The sequence below is a fragment of the Pseudomonas entomophila genome (genome assembly GCF_029193575.1).
GTDB classification, from domain to species: Bacteria; Pseudomonadota; Gammaproteobacteria; order Pseudomonadales; family Pseudomonadaceae; genus Aquipseudomonas; species Aquipseudomonas entomophila_G.
Window position 1 is genome coordinate 180,032 of record NZ_JARGCS010000012.1, and the last position, 15,885, is coordinate 195,916.

General features: G+C 66.6%; 13 protein-coding genes. 2 read left to right on the forward strand and 11 right to left on the reverse strand.

The genetic code is table 11. From position 1 onward, the window contains the following. Nucleotides 1-61: 61 nt before the first annotated feature. Nucleotides 62-538: a ferritin-like domain-containing protein gene (locus P0Y43_RS05620; RefSeq protein ID WP_275636317.1), complete on the forward strand. Its 477-nt coding sequence runs from the start codon at nt 62-64 to the stop codon at nt 536-538. Here the strand turns inward: P0Y43_RS05620 and P0Y43_RS05625 are convergent. From P0Y43_RS05625 to norR, 11 genes are all read right to left on the reverse strand, one after another. Continuing rightward, a complete protein-coding gene (locus P0Y43_RS05625; protein ID WP_275636704.1) occupies nt 535-2,031 on the reverse strand; it encodes a GGDEF domain-containing protein in 1,497 nt (498 codons plus the stop codon). The two genes, P0Y43_RS05620 and P0Y43_RS05625, sit on opposite strands and share 4 nt — an antisense overlap. Nucleotides 2,032-2,213: 182 nt before the next feature. Next, nucleotides 2,214-3,545 carry an OprD family porin gene (locus P0Y43_RS05630; protein WP_275636318.1) on the reverse strand — a complete coding sequence of 444 codons (1,332 nt, stop codon included), beginning with the start codon at nt 3,543-3,545 and terminating at the stop codon, nt 2,214-2,216. 204 nt (nt 3,546-3,749) lie between these two features. Then, nucleotides 3,750-3,974, reverse strand: a complete 225-nt coding sequence (locus P0Y43_RS05635; RefSeq protein ID WP_275636319.1) for a hypothetical protein — start codon at nt 3,972-3,974, stop codon at nt 3,750-3,752. A gap of 130 nt (nt 3,975-4,104) precedes the next feature. After that, the gene (locus P0Y43_RS05640; RefSeq protein ID WP_275636320.1) at nt 4,105-5,517 is read right to left on the reverse strand and encodes a heavy metal sensor histidine kinase; all 1,413 of its coding nucleotides are present in this window, start codon (nt 5,515-5,517) and stop codon (nt 4,105-4,107) included. Next, nucleotides 5,492-6,166 carry a heavy metal response regulator transcription factor gene (locus tag P0Y43_RS05645; RefSeq protein WP_275636321.1) on the reverse strand — a complete coding sequence of 225 codons (675 nt, stop codon included), beginning with the start codon at nt 6,164-6,166 and terminating at the stop codon, nt 5,492-5,494. The genes P0Y43_RS05640 and P0Y43_RS05645 overlap by 26 nt, the downstream gene beginning before the upstream one ends. Nucleotides 6,167-6,176: 10 nt before the next feature. Next, nucleotides 6,177-9,266, reverse strand: coding sequence for a multidrug efflux RND transporter permease subunit (locus P0Y43_RS05650; protein WP_275636322.1), 3,090 nt, complete (start codon nt 9,264-9,266; stop codon nt 6,177-6,179). Then, nucleotides 9,263-10,426, reverse strand: a complete 1,164-nt coding sequence (locus tag P0Y43_RS05655; protein WP_275636323.1) for an efflux RND transporter periplasmic adaptor subunit — start codon at nt 10,424-10,426, stop codon at nt 9,263-9,265. Before P0Y43_RS05655 ends, P0Y43_RS05650 begins: the two co-directional genes overlap by 4 nt. A gap of 255 nt (nt 10,427-10,681) precedes the next feature. Next, entirely contained in the window at nt 10,682-11,416 is a 735-nt protein-coding gene (locus P0Y43_RS05660) for a YkgJ family cysteine cluster protein (protein ID WP_275636324.1), read from the reverse strand. Further along, complete coding sequence (locus tag P0Y43_RS05665) at nt 11,413-11,724, reverse strand: hypothetical protein (protein WP_275636325.1); 312 nt, start codon at nt 11,722-11,724, stop codon at nt 11,413-11,415. The genes P0Y43_RS05660 and P0Y43_RS05665 overlap by 4 nt, the downstream gene beginning before the upstream one ends. 88 nt (nt 11,725-11,812) lie before the next feature. Beyond that, nucleotides 11,813-12,712 (reverse strand): chemotaxis protein, encoded by a 900-nt coding sequence (locus tag P0Y43_RS05670; protein WP_275636326.1) that lies wholly within the window; start codon nt 12,710-12,712, stop codon nt 11,813-11,815. Between the two features lie 128 nt (nt 12,713-12,840). Beyond that, nucleotides 12,841-14,385: a nitric oxide reductase transcriptional regulator NorR gene (gene norR, locus P0Y43_RS05675; RefSeq protein ID WP_275636327.1), complete on the reverse strand. Its 1,545-nt coding sequence runs from the start codon at nt 14,383-14,385 to the stop codon at nt 12,841-12,843. A gap of 153 nt (nt 14,386-14,538) precedes the next feature. Between norR and hmpA the strand changes: the two genes are divergently transcribed. Beyond that, nucleotides 14,539-15,717: an NO-inducible flavohemoprotein gene (gene hmpA, locus P0Y43_RS05680; RefSeq protein WP_275636328.1), complete on the forward strand. Its 1,179-nt coding sequence runs from the start codon at nt 14,539-14,541 to the stop codon at nt 15,715-15,717. The last annotated feature ends 168 nt before the right edge of the window (nt 15,718-15,885 follow it).

The following is a 15,885-nucleotide window of genomic DNA, read 5'->3' on the forward strand; positions in this document are numbered from 1 at the left end:
CATGGCTTGGCACAAACCCTGCTCCCTTCGTAGGGACACCCACCTGCCAAGGAGTTCAGCCATGAGCAACCCCAATAAAGATGTGATCGACGTGCTCAACGACCTGATCGAGTACAGCAAGGACGGCGAAAAAGGCTTCAAAGAGTCTGCCAGTGACGTCAAGAACCCCGAACTCAAGGCTTTCTTCGTGCAACGCGCAGGTGAATGCGCCAACGCCGCCGCCGAGCTGCAAAGCGAAGTGCGCCGCCTGGGCGGCGACCCGGAAACCTCCACCAGCCTCAGCGGTGACCTGCACCGTGGCTGGGTCAACCTCAAGTCGCTGGTCACCGGCAAGGATGAAGCCGCCGTGCTCAACGAAGTCGAACGCGGCGAAGACCATGCCCTGAAAGCCTACAAGGACGGTCGCGAGAAACTGGTCAAACTCGGCCGCACCGCCAGCGACCAGACCTACACCCTGGTGGAACGCCAGCTGCAAGGCGTACAACGCAACCACGACCAGGTGAAAGTGCTGCGTGACGCCGCGCGCGCGCGCAGTTAACCCGCTGGCTCCTCTACCCGGTTGCGGCCATTGGCCTTGGCCCGGTAGAGGGCTTCGTCCGCCGCACCCAGCACCCTGGCCAGGTCATGCTGGGTGCCGGGGACAAACAGGCCGATCCCCACGCTCACCGTCACCGGTCGCTCATCGTCGCCGAAGGGTGGCAGCGCCTCGACGCTTGCACGAATCCGCTCCGCCAACAGCATCGCGCCGGCCAGCTCGGTCTCCGGCAACACCACCTGGAACTCCTCCCCCCCGTAGCGTGCCGCCAGGTCCGCTGGCCGCCGGATGCAGCGCTCGATGGCCCGCGCCACCTCGCGCAGGGCGTGGTCGCCACCGGCATGGCCGTGGCGCTGGTTGAACGCCTTGAAGTGGTCCACGTCCACCATGAGGATCGCCAGCGGCTTGCGGTTGCGTTGGGCGCGCGCCCATTCCTGGCGCAGGGTCTGGTCCAGGCGCCGGCGGTTGGCCAGGCCTGTGAGGCTGTCGGTGGCAGCCAGGGTGGCCAGGCCCTGCTCAGCGTCGTTGCGTCGGCGCAGTTCGCGGCGGAGCATCAGGGTCAACCAGAGGATGCCGATGCACAGGACGGCGGTGGCTACGCTGACCAGCAGCGCCGTACGCCGCCACGACGCGAACACCTCGTTGGTCGAATGCATCACCAGCACAATCAGTGGCAGGTCGCTGACCCGCGCGAAGGTGTAGATGCGCCCGCCCTCGGCGAGCTCGGAATGCGCGGTGAAGCTGCCGCTGCGCTCGCCGAGGATGCGCTGGAAGTTCGGGTACTGGCGGTAGCTGCTGCCGATCAGCGAGTCGCCCGGTCGGCCAGGCTCGCGGGCCAGCAACTGGCCGTCGGTGTTGAGCAGGTTGATGCTGCTTTCGTCGCCGATGTCCAGGCGCTGGAACAGCTCGCTGAAGTACGACAGCCGCAGGGCGCCGGCGGCGAGCCCGGCGAACTCGCCGTCGGGGCCGGGGATGCGACGGCTGAAACTGATGCACCAGTCGAGGTCGCCGAGCCGTGCCTTGAACGGCGGGCCGACCAGCAGGCCGAGGTCGGGGTTGCGCAGGTGCGCCTGGAATACCCCGGTGTCGGCGAAGTTGGCCTTGCGCGGCACGATGCTGGTGGAGTCGCCGACCACGTTACCCTGGGCGTCCAGCCACAGCACGTCACCGCGCTGACGGTCGACGAAGGCCTGGTTGAACAGCAGGCGCTGGCGCAACTGGCTGGGGACTTCCGGCAGCTCACTGTGCCCGACCGCCCAGATCAGGCCCTGCAGCGACTGGTCGTAGAGTTCGACGTTGCGCAGGATGTCGCTCTCGATCAACTGCACGATGTTGCTGGAGGAGCGCATGGCCGACTGCTCCACGCTGTCGCGCTCGCGTGCCAGGAGGTAGCTGACGATGGTGACGATGGCGAGCACGGCGAGGCAGCTGCCCAGATTGAGGATCAGCTCGGGGTGCGATTTGCACGGGATGGGGCGCGGTGGTCGAGTGGGCAACGTCATGCTCGCTACTGCATAAGCCCCTCTTTCCGTGAGGGTAGGGCTATTACGCGGCGGCGTTATTTTAAGGAAGCTGAAATTGTCGGACAACATTTAATGCAGTTGTCCGACGGAATGTGGTGATTCGGCCAGCTAAGACAGCAGTCCTGCCGACGCCGCTCTACAGGAGATTGCGCCGTTTAGAACACGTTCACCGGGTAGTCGACGATCACGCGGAACTCGTCATTGTCGTTGTCCACCGCCGAGTACCCCTGGCTGCCGCGATGGCTGGCATAGCGCAGCAACACCGACAGGTCCTTGAACTGCCCCGCCTGGACCACGTACTTCAGGTCCAGGTCCCGCTCCCAGTGCCGGGCGTCCTTGCCGTCGGCGCTGTACCAGTGGCCGTAGCCGACGCTTTCGGCGTCGACCTTGGTCAGGTCGAGCTTGCCGCGCGAATACGACAGCGACGTGCTCAGGCCGGGGATGCCCAGACCGGCGAAATCATGGTCGTACTGCAACTTCCACGACCGCTCGTTGGGCCCGTTGAAGTCCGAGTACATGCGCGAGTTGTCCAGGTACACGCTGTCGCCGAGGTTGATGTAGTCGAACGGCGTGTTGCCGTTGACCCGCTGGTAGGCGGCGGTGACGCTGTGGTGCCCGGCAGCCACGGTGAAGTGCAGGCTGTAGGTGTTGTTGTCGATCTTGCCCAGCAGCGCCTGGCCGGCGTCCCGGGTGTGATAGAAGTGCGCGCCTGGGTTCAGGCTGACCAGGTCGCTGAGCGCGTAGTGGTAGTCGACGTCGGCGTAGTACTGCTTCCAGATGTCCTTCAATTCAGCGGCGTAGAGGTTCGCGGTGAGGCTTTCGCTGCCGCTCCAGGATGCGCCGGCCCAGTTCAGGTGGCGGCTCTTGTCGCCCTCGGCGAGGTTGCCGTAGTAGGTGTCGATGCGCCGGTGCCCACTCTGGTTGTAGGGCTTGGTGAAGCTGACCTGGCCGCCTTCGAGCAGCAGGCCGTCGATGCGGGTGTTGCGCAGGGCCACGCCGCGGAAGGTCTGCGGCAGCAGGCGCGTCTCGCCGCCGGCGATCACCGGGTTGCTGAGGAACAGGTCACCGGCCTTGAGCTCGGTGTCGAAGGCCCTGAACTTGACCGCCGCACCGGCAGTGGAGAACGCATGAGGCGCGGCGCCCAGCTCATCTGCGTTCTTCTGGTGATACGGCAGCAGGCTGGTGCCAGCATGGCCGCCACCACCGTCGAGCTTCAGGCCAAGAATACCGTGGGCGTCGACACCGACGCCGAGCACGCCGGGGGTGTAGCCCGACTCGAAACGGGCGAGCGCGCCCTGGCCCCACTCGCGGTTGTCACGCACCCCGGCGTCAAGCTGGTTGCGGTGGAAGTAGGCATTGCGAACGTGCAGGTTCAGGGAGGTGCCGTCGATGAAGCCATCAGCCTTGTCTTCATCGGCCTGGGCGGCAACCGGGATCGTTGCGCTCAGTGCAACGAACAGCGGGGTGAAGCGAAACGCGAAAAGCACTGGAACAAGCTCCTTGTGGTCGTGCGGTGAAACCGTTGTCGTGGTGCACGTTGTGAACTTTTGGGGAATGACGAAACAACCTGGCTGATCTTTTTCGAGCATAAAAAAAGCCGCTGATCGGCAGCGGCTTGGAACGGCTAACACACGGGCAGAAGAGTGCCTGCGGCGTAGCCAAGGGAAAATCCAGGGCGAACGACGTGCCGATCAGCTGTCGGCATTGTCGTCTTTGGAAACTTTGGACGCTGTCTGTTGCGTGCCTTTCACGGTATCGCCGTGTTGGGATGCATAGGCCTGCTGGGCCTGTTGATGCGCTTCGGCAAGTGCGACGTTACGGGCGACGAAGGCCGGCGATTCTTCCGCCATGGCCAGGGGCGACAACAACAGGGACGACAGAATGAAAACGCTGGCAACACCCATACTGTTGGACATTTGGAACAACCTTCTTGCGGGGCAAGTGCTAATTGAGACAGGCGTAAGTTAATGCCTGAGCACCCCGGGAAACAGTGCCCCGCGGGATAAGCACTATTGCGTTGAAGGTAATTATCGTGCCGCGGTGGGTTCAGGCGTTGGCCGCAAAACCGCTGTCTTGACCGCTCGGCAAGCGAATGCCGAAGGTGTTGGCGCCACCTTCGCTGCGCACGAAAACGCTGCCGCCATGCATCAGGGCGATCGCCTTGACGATCGCTAGCCCCAACCCATGGTTACCGCCCCCGCTGTTGCTGCGCGCCGCATCCACCCGGTAGAAGCGCTCGAACAACAGCGCCAGGTGCTCGTCGGCGATGCGCGGGCCGGGGTTGCTCACGGCGATGCTGACCTGCTCGGCGTCGGTGTCGATGCGCACCTGGATCACCTGGTCCGGCGCGGTGTGCTGCACGGCGTTGTTCAGCAGGTTGATCAACGCCCGGCGCAATTGCGCCTTCTCGATGGGGGCCAGGGCATCGCCGCTGACCTCGACGCTGACCTGGGCGTCTTCGAGGATGTAGTCCAGGTAGTCGAGCGTGGTGGCCACTTCCTCGGCCAGCGAGGCTTCGGTCAGGGCGGTGGCCTTGCTGCCCTGGTCGGCGCTGGCCAGGAACAGCATGTCGTTGATGATGCTGCGCAGGCGCTCCAGCTCCTCGAGGTTCGATTGCAGCACCTCGAAGTAGTGCTCGGCGCTGCGCCCGCGGGTCAGCGCCACCTGGGTCTGGCCGATCAGGTTGGTCAGCGGCGAACGCAGTTCGTGGGCGACGTCGGCGTTGAAGGCCTCCAGGCGCGAGTAGGCCTGGCTGACCCGGTCGAGCGCGGCGTTGAAGGCCTCGGCGAACTGCGCCAACTCCGGCGGCAGGTCGTGGGTGCGCAGGCGCCCATCCAGGCGCGGCGGGGCCAGGGCCTGGGCCTCGGCCGACAGGGCCAGCAAGGGCTTGAGGCCGATGCGCGCGACCCAGTAGCTGAGCAGCGAGGCCAGCAGCACGCCGAACACCGCCAGGCCGACGATCGCCACCAGCAGGCTGTGCTGCGCCTGCCAGAAGGTCTCGGTGTCGATGCCGATCAGAAAGCGCAGCGCCGGGCGCCCGCCCAGCGCTGGCAGTTCGCTGACCAGCACCTTGTACGGGTAGGGGCTGCCGGCCAGGCGCAGGTCGCGCATGCCTTGCGGGCCTTCGGCGAAGCCGCGCACCTGCTCGGTCGGGTGGCCATACTCGAACGCCGGGTCGCTGCTCACCACCCAGAAGCGGATGCGCCGGTCTTCCTCGCCGAGCAGGTTGAGCTTGTTGTGGATCTTGGCCCAGTGCTCCTTGGTGCCGAAGCGGTTGAGGGTCGACTCCAGGACGCTGAAGCGCGCGTCCAGCTCGGCCGCTGGCAGCAGGTCGAGGCTGCGGTCGACCTGGCGGTACAGGGCGCTGCCGATCAGCACGAACACCCCCAGCGCCACCAGGGTGAACAGCAGCGACAGGCGCAGGGCGAGGGAGTTAGCCCGCACGGTTTTCCAGGACATAGCCCATGCCTCGGATGGTATGCAGCAGCTTGTTGTCGAACGGCCCGTCGAGCTTGGCGCGCAGGCGCTTGATCGCCACCTCCACCACGTTCGCGTCGCTGTCGAAGTTGATGTCCCAGACCAGCTCGGCGATGGCGGTCTTGGACAGGATCTCGCCCTGGCGCCGCGCCAGCACGCTGAGCAGCGAGAACTCCTTGGCGGTCAGCTCCAGGCGCTGCCCGGCGCGGCTGGCCTTGCGCGCCATGAGGTCGATCCACAGGTCGGCGACCTGGATCTGCAACGGCTCGTGGCTGGCGCTGCGGCGGGTCAGGGCTTGCAGGCGGGCGACCAGCTCGAGGAACGAGAACGGCTTGCCCAGGTAGTCGTCGGCGCCTTCGCGCAGGCCGTGGATGCGGTCTTCGACGCGCTCGCGGGCGGTGAGCATGATCACCGGGGTCTGCTTGCGCGCGCGCAGGGCGCGCAGCACGCCGTAGCCGTCCAGGCCCGGCAGCATCACGTCGAGCACGATCACCGCGTAGTCGCCTTCCAGGGCCAGGTGCAGGCCGTCGATGCCGTCGCGGGCGAGGTCGACGGTGAAGCCCTGCTCGCTCAGGCCGCGGTGCAGGTAGTCGGCGGTTTTCTCTTCGTCTTCGATGATCAGCACGCGCATGGGTCTTGTCTCAACGGGCGGTCGCGGCCACGGGGGCGGCCTTGCGACGGTGGAACAGGCGCTCCAGGGCCAAGTATATGACCGGCGTGGTGAACAGCGTCAGCGCCTGGCTCACCAGCAGCCCGCCGACCACCGCGATGCCCAGCGGCTGGCGCAGCTCGGCGCCGGCGCCGAAGCCGAACATCAGCGGCACCGCGCCGAGCAGCGCGGCCAGGGTGGTCATGATGATCGGCCGGAAGCGCGTCAGGCACGCCTGGTGGATCGCCTGCTCTGGCGTCAGGCCCTGGGTGCGTTGGGCGTCGAGGGCGAAGTCGATGAGCAGGATGCCGTTCTTCTTGACGATGCCGATCAGCAGCACCACGCCGATCAGGCCCATGATGGTGAAGTCCTGGCCCATGGCCCAGAGCAGGATCAGCGCGCCGAGGCCGGCCGAAGGCAAGGTGGAGATGATCGTCAGGGGGTGCACGAAGCTCTCGTAGAGCACGCCGAGGATGATGTACACCGCCACCAGCGCGGCGAGGATCAGCCACGGCTGGCTCGACAGCGAACTCTGGAAGGCCTGGGCCGCGCCTTGGAAACTGCCGACGATCGAGTCGGGCATGCCCAGCTCGCGCTGGGTCTGTTCGAGCAGGCGCACCGCATCGCCCAAGGCCACGCCAGGCGCCAGGTTGAACGACAGGTTGGCCGCCGGGAACAGGCCATCGTGGGCGATCGACAGCGGCCCGGTGCTCGGCGCGGCGACGTGGGCCAGCGCCGACAGCGGCACCATCTCGCCGGACAGCGGCGAGCGCAGGTAGAAGTAGTTCAGGCTCTCGGCCTTGCCGCGCTGGCGGGCGTCGAGTTCGAGGATGACCTTGTACTGGTTGGTCTCGGTCTGGAACTCGCTGATCTGCCGCTGGCCGAAGGCGTCGTACAGCGCCTGGTCGACGTCGTTGGTGGTCAGGCCGAAGCGCGCCGCGGCCTGGCGGTCGATGTCGATGCGCGTGACGCTGGCGCCCAGTTGCAGGTCGTTGGACAGGTCGCGAAACGCCGGGTTTTCCCGCAGGCGCTCGGTCAGGCGCTGGGTCCACAGGTTCAGGGCCACGCCGTCGTTGCTCTTGAGCACGTACTGGTACTGGGTGCGGGTGGGGCCGGAGCTGAGGTTGATGTCCTGGCCGGCGCGCATGTACAGGACGATGCCGGGCACCTGGGCGAGCTTGGGGCGCAGCCGATCGATCAGCTCGCTGGCCGAGACGTCGCGCTCGCCGCGTGGCTTGAGGGCGATCCAGAAGCGGCCGTTGGCGATGGTCTGGTTGCTGCCGGTCACCCCCACCGAGTGGGAGAAGGCGCGCACGGCGGGGTCGGCCTCGATGATCTTGGCCAGGGCCTGGTGCTTTTCGATCATCGCGGGGTAGGAAACGTCGGCCGCCGCCTCGGTGGTGCCGAGGATGAAACCGGTGTCCTGCAAGGGGAAGAAGCCCTTGGGAATGGCCACGTAGCCGACCACCGCCAGCGCCAGGGTCAGGCCGAACACGCCGAGGGTCAGGCGTTGGTGGCCCAAGGCCAGGTTCAGGCCTTTCTCGTACCCGCGCACCAGGCGCTGGCCGAAGCCGTCGTGGTGCTCCTTGGGTGGCTGGCGCATGAACAGGGCGCAAAGGGTCGGGGCCAGGGTCAGCGAGACCACCACCGAGATCAGGATGGTCGAGGTCGCGGTCAGGGCGAACTCCTTGAACAGCCGGCCGACCACGCCGCCCATGAACAGCAGCGGGATGAACGCGGCGATCAGCGAGAAGCTGATCGAGATCACGGTGAAGCCGATCTCGCCGGCGCCCTTGATCGCCGCCGTGCGGCTGTCGTCGCCGGCCTCCAGGTGGCGGTGGATGTTCTCCACCACGACGATGGCGTCGTCCACCACGAAGCCCACGGCGATGACGATCGCCACCAGGGTCAGGTTGTTCAGGCTGAAACCGGCCACGTACATCAAGGCGCAACTGGCGATCAGCGACACGGCGAGCACGCTGGAAACCACCAGGGTCGCCGACCACTGACGCAGGAACAGCGCCATCACGCCGATCACCAGCGCCACGGCGATCATCAGGGTCAGCTCCACCTCGTGCAACGAGGCACGGATGGTCTGGGTGCGGTCGTTGAGCACCGACACGTTCACCGCGGCCGGGAGCATTTCCTGCAAGCGCGGCAGGGCCTCCATCACCCGGTCGACGGTGTCGACGATGTTCGCCCCGGGCTGGCGGAAGATCACCAGGTTCAGGCCGGGCGTCTCGCCGGTCCAGGCCTTGACGTAGGCGTTCTCGGCGCCCTGGATGACCTTGGCGACGTCCGCCAGGTGCACGGGGGCGCCATCCCGGTAGGAGACGATCAGCCGGGCGTAGTCCTCGGGGTGGAACAGCTGGTCGTTGGCGGCGATGGTCGAGACGCTGTGCTCGCCGTACAGCGCGCCCTTGGCCAGGTTCAGGCTGGTCTGCTGGATGGCCTGGCGGATGTCGGCCAGGGTCAGGCCGATGGCGGCGAGTTTTTCCGGCTGGGCCTGCACGCGGATCGCCGGGCGCAGTTGCCCGGTGATGTTGATCAGGCCGACTCCGTCGATCTGGCTGAGCTGGCGCGCCAGCAGGGTTTCGGCGTAGTCGCTGAGCTCGTTGCCGGGCATTTGCGAGGAGCTGACGGTGAGGATCAGCACCGGGCTGTCGGCTGGGTTGACCTTGCGCCAGGTCGGCGGGCTGGGCATGTCCTGGGGCAGGCGCGCGGTGGCGGTGTTGATCGCTGCCTGCACTTCCTGGGCGGCGGTGTCGATGTTCTTGTCGAGGGTGAACTGCAGGATCAGGTTGGTCGAGCCCAGCGCGCTGCTGCTGGTCATCTGGGTCATGCCGGGTATGGCGCTGAACTGCACCTCCAGGGGTGTGGCCACCGACGAGGCCATGGTCTCGGGGCTGGCGCCGGGCAGGGTGGCGGTGACCTGGATGGTCGGGAAGTCCGCCTCCGGCAGCGGTGCGACCGGCAGGCGCGGGAAGGCGATGGCGCCGAGGAGCACCAGGGCGAAGGTCAGCAGCAGGGTGGCGATGGGGTGGTCGATGCACCAGGCCGAGACGCCTTTGCGGGTTATCATGGCTGCACCTTGCGTTCGGCCACTTCGGGGCTTGCGGGGGCATCGGCGGCCACCTCGACCCGCGCGCCGGGCTTGAGCCGCGACTGGCCGTCGAGCACCAGGCGGTCGCCGGCCTTGACCCCGGCGACGATATTCAGCGTGCTGTCCTGGTACAGCACCTTGACCGGCACGCTGGTGACTTTGTCGCCGTCCAGGCGGTAGACGAAGTGCCCGTCGATGCTGCGCTGCACCACCGGTGGCGGCACCACCAGGGCGCTTTCGTCGACGGCGGTGCGCAGGCGCACGGTGACCAGTTGGCCGGGCCACAGGTGGCCGTCGCGGTTGTCGAACTCGGCCTTGACCCGCACCGTGCCGGTGGTCGCCGAGACCTGGTTGTCGATCAGCGCCAGGCGCCCCTGGCCGAGCAGGCTGCGTTCGCCGTCGGCGTCCATGTAGGCCTCGACCAGCGCCGGGGCGTCGCCCTTGAGCAGGTTCTGCAAGGTTGGCAGCATCTGCTGCGGCAGGGAGAATTCCACGGCGATGGGGTCGATCTGGGTCACGCTGAACAGGCCCTGGGTATCACTGGTGCGCACCAGGTTGCCGGGATCGACGTTGCGGATGCCGACCCGACCGCTGACCGGCGAGCGGATCTGCGTGTACGACAACTGCACCTCGGCGTTGGCGATGGCGGCCTGGTTGCCCTTGACCGTGGCCTGCAACTGGTTCACCAGCGCTTGCTGCTGGTCGAGGGTTTGCTTGGATACGCCATCGTCGGTGCTGAGCAGGCGGTAGCGCTTCAGGTCGACCCCGGCCACCTGCAACTGGGCCTGGCTCTGGCCGAGCTGAGCGCGGGCCTGGTCGAGGCTGGCACGGATGGCGCGGTCGTCGAGGGTGGCGAGCAGGTCGCCCTGCTTGACCCATTGGCCCTCCTTGACCAGCACCTGGGTCAGCACGCCTTCGACCTGTGGGCGGATGTCCACGCTGTGCAGCGACAGCACCGAGCCGATGGCGCTGGAAAAGCGCGGCACGTCCTGCTGGGCGACGCTGACCACCCGCACCGGCACCGCGGCTTGCGCGCGCGGCGGCGGCGCGTCCTGGCGCTGGCGCAGCCACAGGGCCGTGGCGGCCAGGATAACGATCGCCAGGGCGACAATGACGAGGGAGCGGGAGGGACGTCGCATCAGGGCGGGCACCATGGGCCAGGGAATAAAGGATCGTTCAGTCGCGCACGGGCCCTGTGGGCGCGGGCTTGCGCCGCGATTGCACCCGGCGCAGCAACCGGCATCCTCCGTTTATACCCCCGAAATCGGGTCGCCACGGTGACGCCAGACTGACAGCCGTGTCAGTTTCCGCTGGTTGGTGGCAAATTGCCAATGCACTGCCCGATGGAGCCGGTGTCGCCACCACGCGTCGAAGCACAGGCAGGCGGCATGGCTTCAAAAACCGATATAGGCGTAATACACCGGTGCTTCTGCGGTGGTGACCAGGCCATGGACGCCCAGGTTACCCGCCAGGTCAGGGTCTGGCACATGCAGCATCCACCCCGTGCCCTCATCCCCCGGCACCTGCTCCAGCACCGCGGCGAAGGCGGCCATGTCCGGCAGCCAGGCGGTGAACCCGCTGCCTTTGAGCGCGCTGGTGGTCATCCCCAGGGCCTGGCAGATGGCGACCTTGGCGCCGATGTCGTCGCGGTCTGCCTGGCGCGAGGCTTCGATCAGCGCGGCCAGGGCCGGGTCCACTGGCAGGTGCCCGTGGATCAGCTCGGGGCCTTGTTGCCACGCTTCGGGCGGGCAGTCCTTGGCGTCGGTGCGCAGGGGCAGGTGCGGGTTGACCTCGGCCGGGTAGATGCGGCACACCAGCGGTCGGGTTTCATAGATGGTGCACAGGTCGTTGGCGTCGAGGTTACGGCAGCGGCCTGGGTTGAAGGCGGCGAAGGTCACCGAAACGCGCACCTCGCCGCTGCCGCAGGCCACCGCCTGCGACCGGCGAAGCACGTGTTCGCGTTGCTCCACGGGCATGCCCGGGCCATCGGCGACGAAGCCTTCGATCAGCACCACCACCTGGCCGCCGGACGCCGCCCATTGGCGCGATTCGGCCAGGGTCAGCGGTACATGGTGACCGGTGCAGCATTTGCCGCAGCCGGTGCAGGCGAAACGAATGCTTTCGCTCACTTCTTGCCCGCAGTCCATTCGGTGACGAAGGCTTGCTGGCGCTGACGGTCGTACAGGCACAGCTCGGTGCCGGTGCGCTGCTTCATGTGCTTCTGCGGGTAGACGCCTTCGATCAGCAGGGCGCTGTAGGCGACCCGGTCGTCGAACTCGGCTGGTTTGCCCAACGCGTGGGCGTCCTTGAACTGGCTGGCGGCCAGGCAGCTCTTGAGCATCTGCTGGCGGTATTCGTTCCAGGCCTGGGTGCTGGAGGCGTGGGCGGCGCCGCTGGCCAGGGCGCAGGCGACGAGGAGAGAGCTGAGCAATTTCATACAGGGTCCAGGTAAAATTCAACGGAAAGTTGCAAAGTATGCCCGAGCCACCCTGCTCATCAAGCCTGGGAGTGTGTCGCTGAATGAATCAGCGCTCGGCAAACCCCACGGCGCGCGCCGCCACCACCAGGCAATCGGTCAATTCCGGTGAGGAGAACTTGGTGAGAATCGCGTTGGCGCCCGCCAGCCTGGCCTTCTCGGCGCTCATGGCGCTGTCCAGCGAGGTGTGCAGCAGCACGTAGAGGTGCTTGAAGTCCGGGGTCTCGCGCACGGTACGGGTGAAGGCGTAGCCGTCCATCTCCGACATCTCGATGTCGGAGACCACGATGTTGATCTCCTGCGCGGTGCCTTGCAGGTCGAGCAGCACGTTGATCGCGTCCTTGGCGCTGCGCGCGGTATGGCATTCGATGCCGAGGTTGCGCAGGGTGTGCACCGACTGCTGCAGGGCCACCTGGCTGTCGTCCACCACCAGGATGTTGGCGGCGGCCAGGAGGCTTGCGTCTTCTTCGCTGAGCTCGCCGGTGTGCGGCTCTGGCGCGGGCGGGGCGATGCCGTGGATGACCTTCTCGATGTCCAGCACCTGCACCAGGGTGTTGTCGACCCGGGTGACGCCGGTGATGTACGAGCGGTTGCCCGAACCGTAGGGCGGCGGCTTGATGTCGGTGCTCAGGCAATGAACGATGCGGCTCACCGCCTGCACGTGCAGGCCCTGGCGCGAGCGGCTGATCTCGGTGACGATCAGGCAGCCGCCGTCGGGGTCGGCCAGGGGGCGTTCGCCGATGGCGCGGGACAGGTCGATCACCGACAGCGAGTTGCCGCGCAGGGTGGCCACGCCTTTGACGTGGGGGTGCGACTCGGGGAGCTTGGTCAGCGGCGGGCAGGTGATGATCTCGCTGACCTTGAGCAGGTTGATCGCCATCAGCTTGCCGCTGCGCAGGGTGAACAGCAGCAGCGACAGCGAGTCCGCGCGGGCGTTTTGCGTGGCCATGGGCAACCTTTGGGTATGTCTGGAAAATGGGGTAATGCCGGGTTATCGGCCTGGAGTGGGCAGGCTTTAGCGTAGTTGGGGATTTGTCGCCCCTCTCGCGGGCTTGCCCCGCGAGAGGGGCGGCGAATTCAGCGCAACCCCAAGCGCTTGGCCAACCGGCTCAGGTTCGCCCGGTCCAGCCCCAGTTCCCGGGCGGTGGCGGCCCAGTTGTCCTGGTGCCGCGTCAGGCAGGCTTCGATTACATGGCGCTGGTAATCGTCCAGCGCCTCGCGCAGCCCGCCTTGCGGCAGTTCCGCGACAGGGGCCGGTGCGCGCGCCACCGGCGCGGGCAAGCCCGGGCGCAGGTCGAGGTCGGCCGCAGCCAAGGTCAGGATGCGTGGGCGCAGCGGTTGCTGGCCGAGCGCCTTGAGCGCCGAACGACCGATCAAGTGCTCCAGCTCACGCACATTGCCCGGCCAGTCGTAGGCCAGCAGCGCCGCCTGGGCGTCGGCACTCAGGCGCAGGCTGTTCAGGCCCAGGCGCGAGCGGTTCTGTTCGAGGAAGTAGCCGGCGATCAACAGCACGTCACGGCCGCGTTCGCGCAAGGGGGGCACCTGCAAGGGGTAGACGCTCAGGCGATGGTAGAAATCGGCGCGGTAGCGACCGTTGCGCACTTCTTCGGCCAGGTCGCGGTTGGTCGCGGCGATCAAGCGCACGTCCACGCGGTGCTCGCGGTCTGAACCCAGGCGTTGCAGTTGGCCGCTCTGCAGCACGCGCAGCAGCTTGGCCTGCACGGCCAGCGGCAATTCTCCCACCTCGTCGAGGAACAGCGTGCCGCCATTGGCCAGCTCGAACTTGCCGCGACGTTCGCCATGGGCGCCGGTGAAGGCGCCGCGCACATGGCCGAACAGTTCGCTTTCCACCAGGGTGTCGGGCAGGGCCGCGCAGTTGAGGCTGATCAGCGGCTTGTCGGCGCGGGCGCTGGCGCGGTGCAGGGCCTGGGCGACCAGTTCCTTGCCGACACCGGTCTCGCCGGTGATCAACACGGTCAGGTCGCTGCCACCGACCAGGCGGATTTCCTCCACCAACCGCTGGTGCGCCTTGCTCTGGCCGATCAGTTCCTTGTTCTGGCCGCTGGCCTGGCGGTACACCTCGGCGCGCTGGTGTTCGTCTTCGGCGCGCAAGGCCAGGTTCTCGATGCGCTCGGCTACGGTGACGGTGGCGGCGGCCAGGCTGGCGAAGGCTTGCAGGGCGTCCAGTTCCAGGCTCTGGAACTGCCCCGGCTCCAGCGCATCGAGCGTGACCAGGCCCCAGGGGCGCTCATCGACCATCAGTGGGCAACCCATGCAGTCGTGCACCTCCAACTGCGCGTGGGGCGCATTGACCAGGCCGTCGTAAGGGTCGGGCAGGTCGCTGTCGCTGGCGAAGCGGGTCGGTTGCGGGCGGCTGAGGAGGATTTGGAAGCGCGGGTGCTCACTGACCCGGAAGCGCCGCCCCAGGGTGTCCGGCGACAGGCCGTCGACCGCCAATGGCACCAGCCATTCGCCGTCCAGGCGCAGCAGCGCCGCGGCGTCGCACGGCAGCAGGTCGCGCATGGCCTGCAGCAGGCGGCGGTAACGCTCCTGGTCGGGCAGGTCGCGGGACAGGTCGCTGACCAGCGGAAGGAGGGCGGTGAGCAGGGGTTTTGCGGTCATAGTGACTCCTGTTGGTCGTAATGACTATACGCCTGCTTGTGTCATTTTGACTTCTCTTTTATCAAGGTATTGATTTTATTGGGTTTTATGATTGGCATGATTACTGAAGTACCTGAGGCAACCATTCGAAGCCACAGGCCCAGGAGTCGCAACATGCTCAATGCCGAACAACGTGCAATCATCAAGGCCACCGTTCCGCTGTTGGAAAGCGGCGGTGAGGCCCTGACCACCCACTTCTACAAGATGATGCTCAGCGAGTACCCCGAGGTGCGTCCGCTGTTCAACCAGGCCCACCAGGCCAGCGGTGACCAGCCACGCGCCTTGGCCAACGGCGTGTTGATGTACGCCCGCCATATCGACCAGTTGGAGCAGCTCGGCGGGCTGGTCGGGCAGATCATCAACAAGCATGTGGCCTTGCAGATTCTTCCGGAGCATTACCCGATCGTTGGCCGCTGCCTGTTGCGCGCGATCGAAGAGGTGCTCGGCAAGGACATCGCCACGCCGCAGGTCATCGAAGCCTGGGGCGCGGCCTACGGCCAGTTGGCCGACATCCTCATCGGTGCCGAGGAGGGCATCTATAAGCAGAAGGAAGAGGCCACCGGTGGCTGGCGCGGGGCGCGGGAATTTCGCGTGGTGCGCCGCGAGCGGGAGAGCAGTGAGATCGTCTCCTTCTATTTCGCGCCGGTCGATGGCCAGCCGGTACTCAAGGCCGAACCGGGCCAGTACATAGGCCTGCAGGTGTTCGTCGACGGTGCCGAGCAGCGCCGCAACTATTCGTTGTCGGCCCTGTGCGACGGCGAGCAGTACCGCATCAGCGTCAAGCGCGAGCCTGGGGGCAAGGTGTCCAACCAGTTGCATGACCAGCTGCAGGTGGGGGAGCGCATCAACCTGTTCCCGCCGTCCGGTGAGTTCACCCTCGCCGAGAGCGACAAACCGTTGGTGCTGATCAGCGGCGGGGTAGGCATCACGCCGACCCTGGCGATGCTCGAAGCGGCGCTGAAGACCCAGCGCCCGGTGCATTTCATTCACTGTGCGCGTAACGGCGCGGTACATGCCTTCCGCGACTGGATCGATGCGCTGGCCGAGCGTCACCCGCAGCTCAAGCGCTTCTATTGCTATGCCGAGGACGATGGCAGCCGCGGGGTGCATGCGGTGGGGCTGCTGACCCAGGAACTGCTGGGCGAGTGGCTGCCACGCGAGCGTGACCTGGAGGCCTACTTCCTGGGGCCGAAGGGCTTCATGGCGGCGATCCGTCGTCACCTGAAGGGGCTTGGCGTGCCGGAGCGGCAGAGCCGCTACGAGTTCTTCGGGCCGGCGGCGGCGTTGGAGTGATCCGCTAGCGGCGACGGCCCCATCGCGGTGCGGCGATCCGACTCGCCCCGCGATGGGGTTCACACCTCTCTATATAAGGAACGCGCTGAACCGCTGCAGGCGAACTTTCACCTTTAATCCTCCTTTAATCACTGTATCCTTCACTCCTGGGTGTCGAGGGGCTTGCGC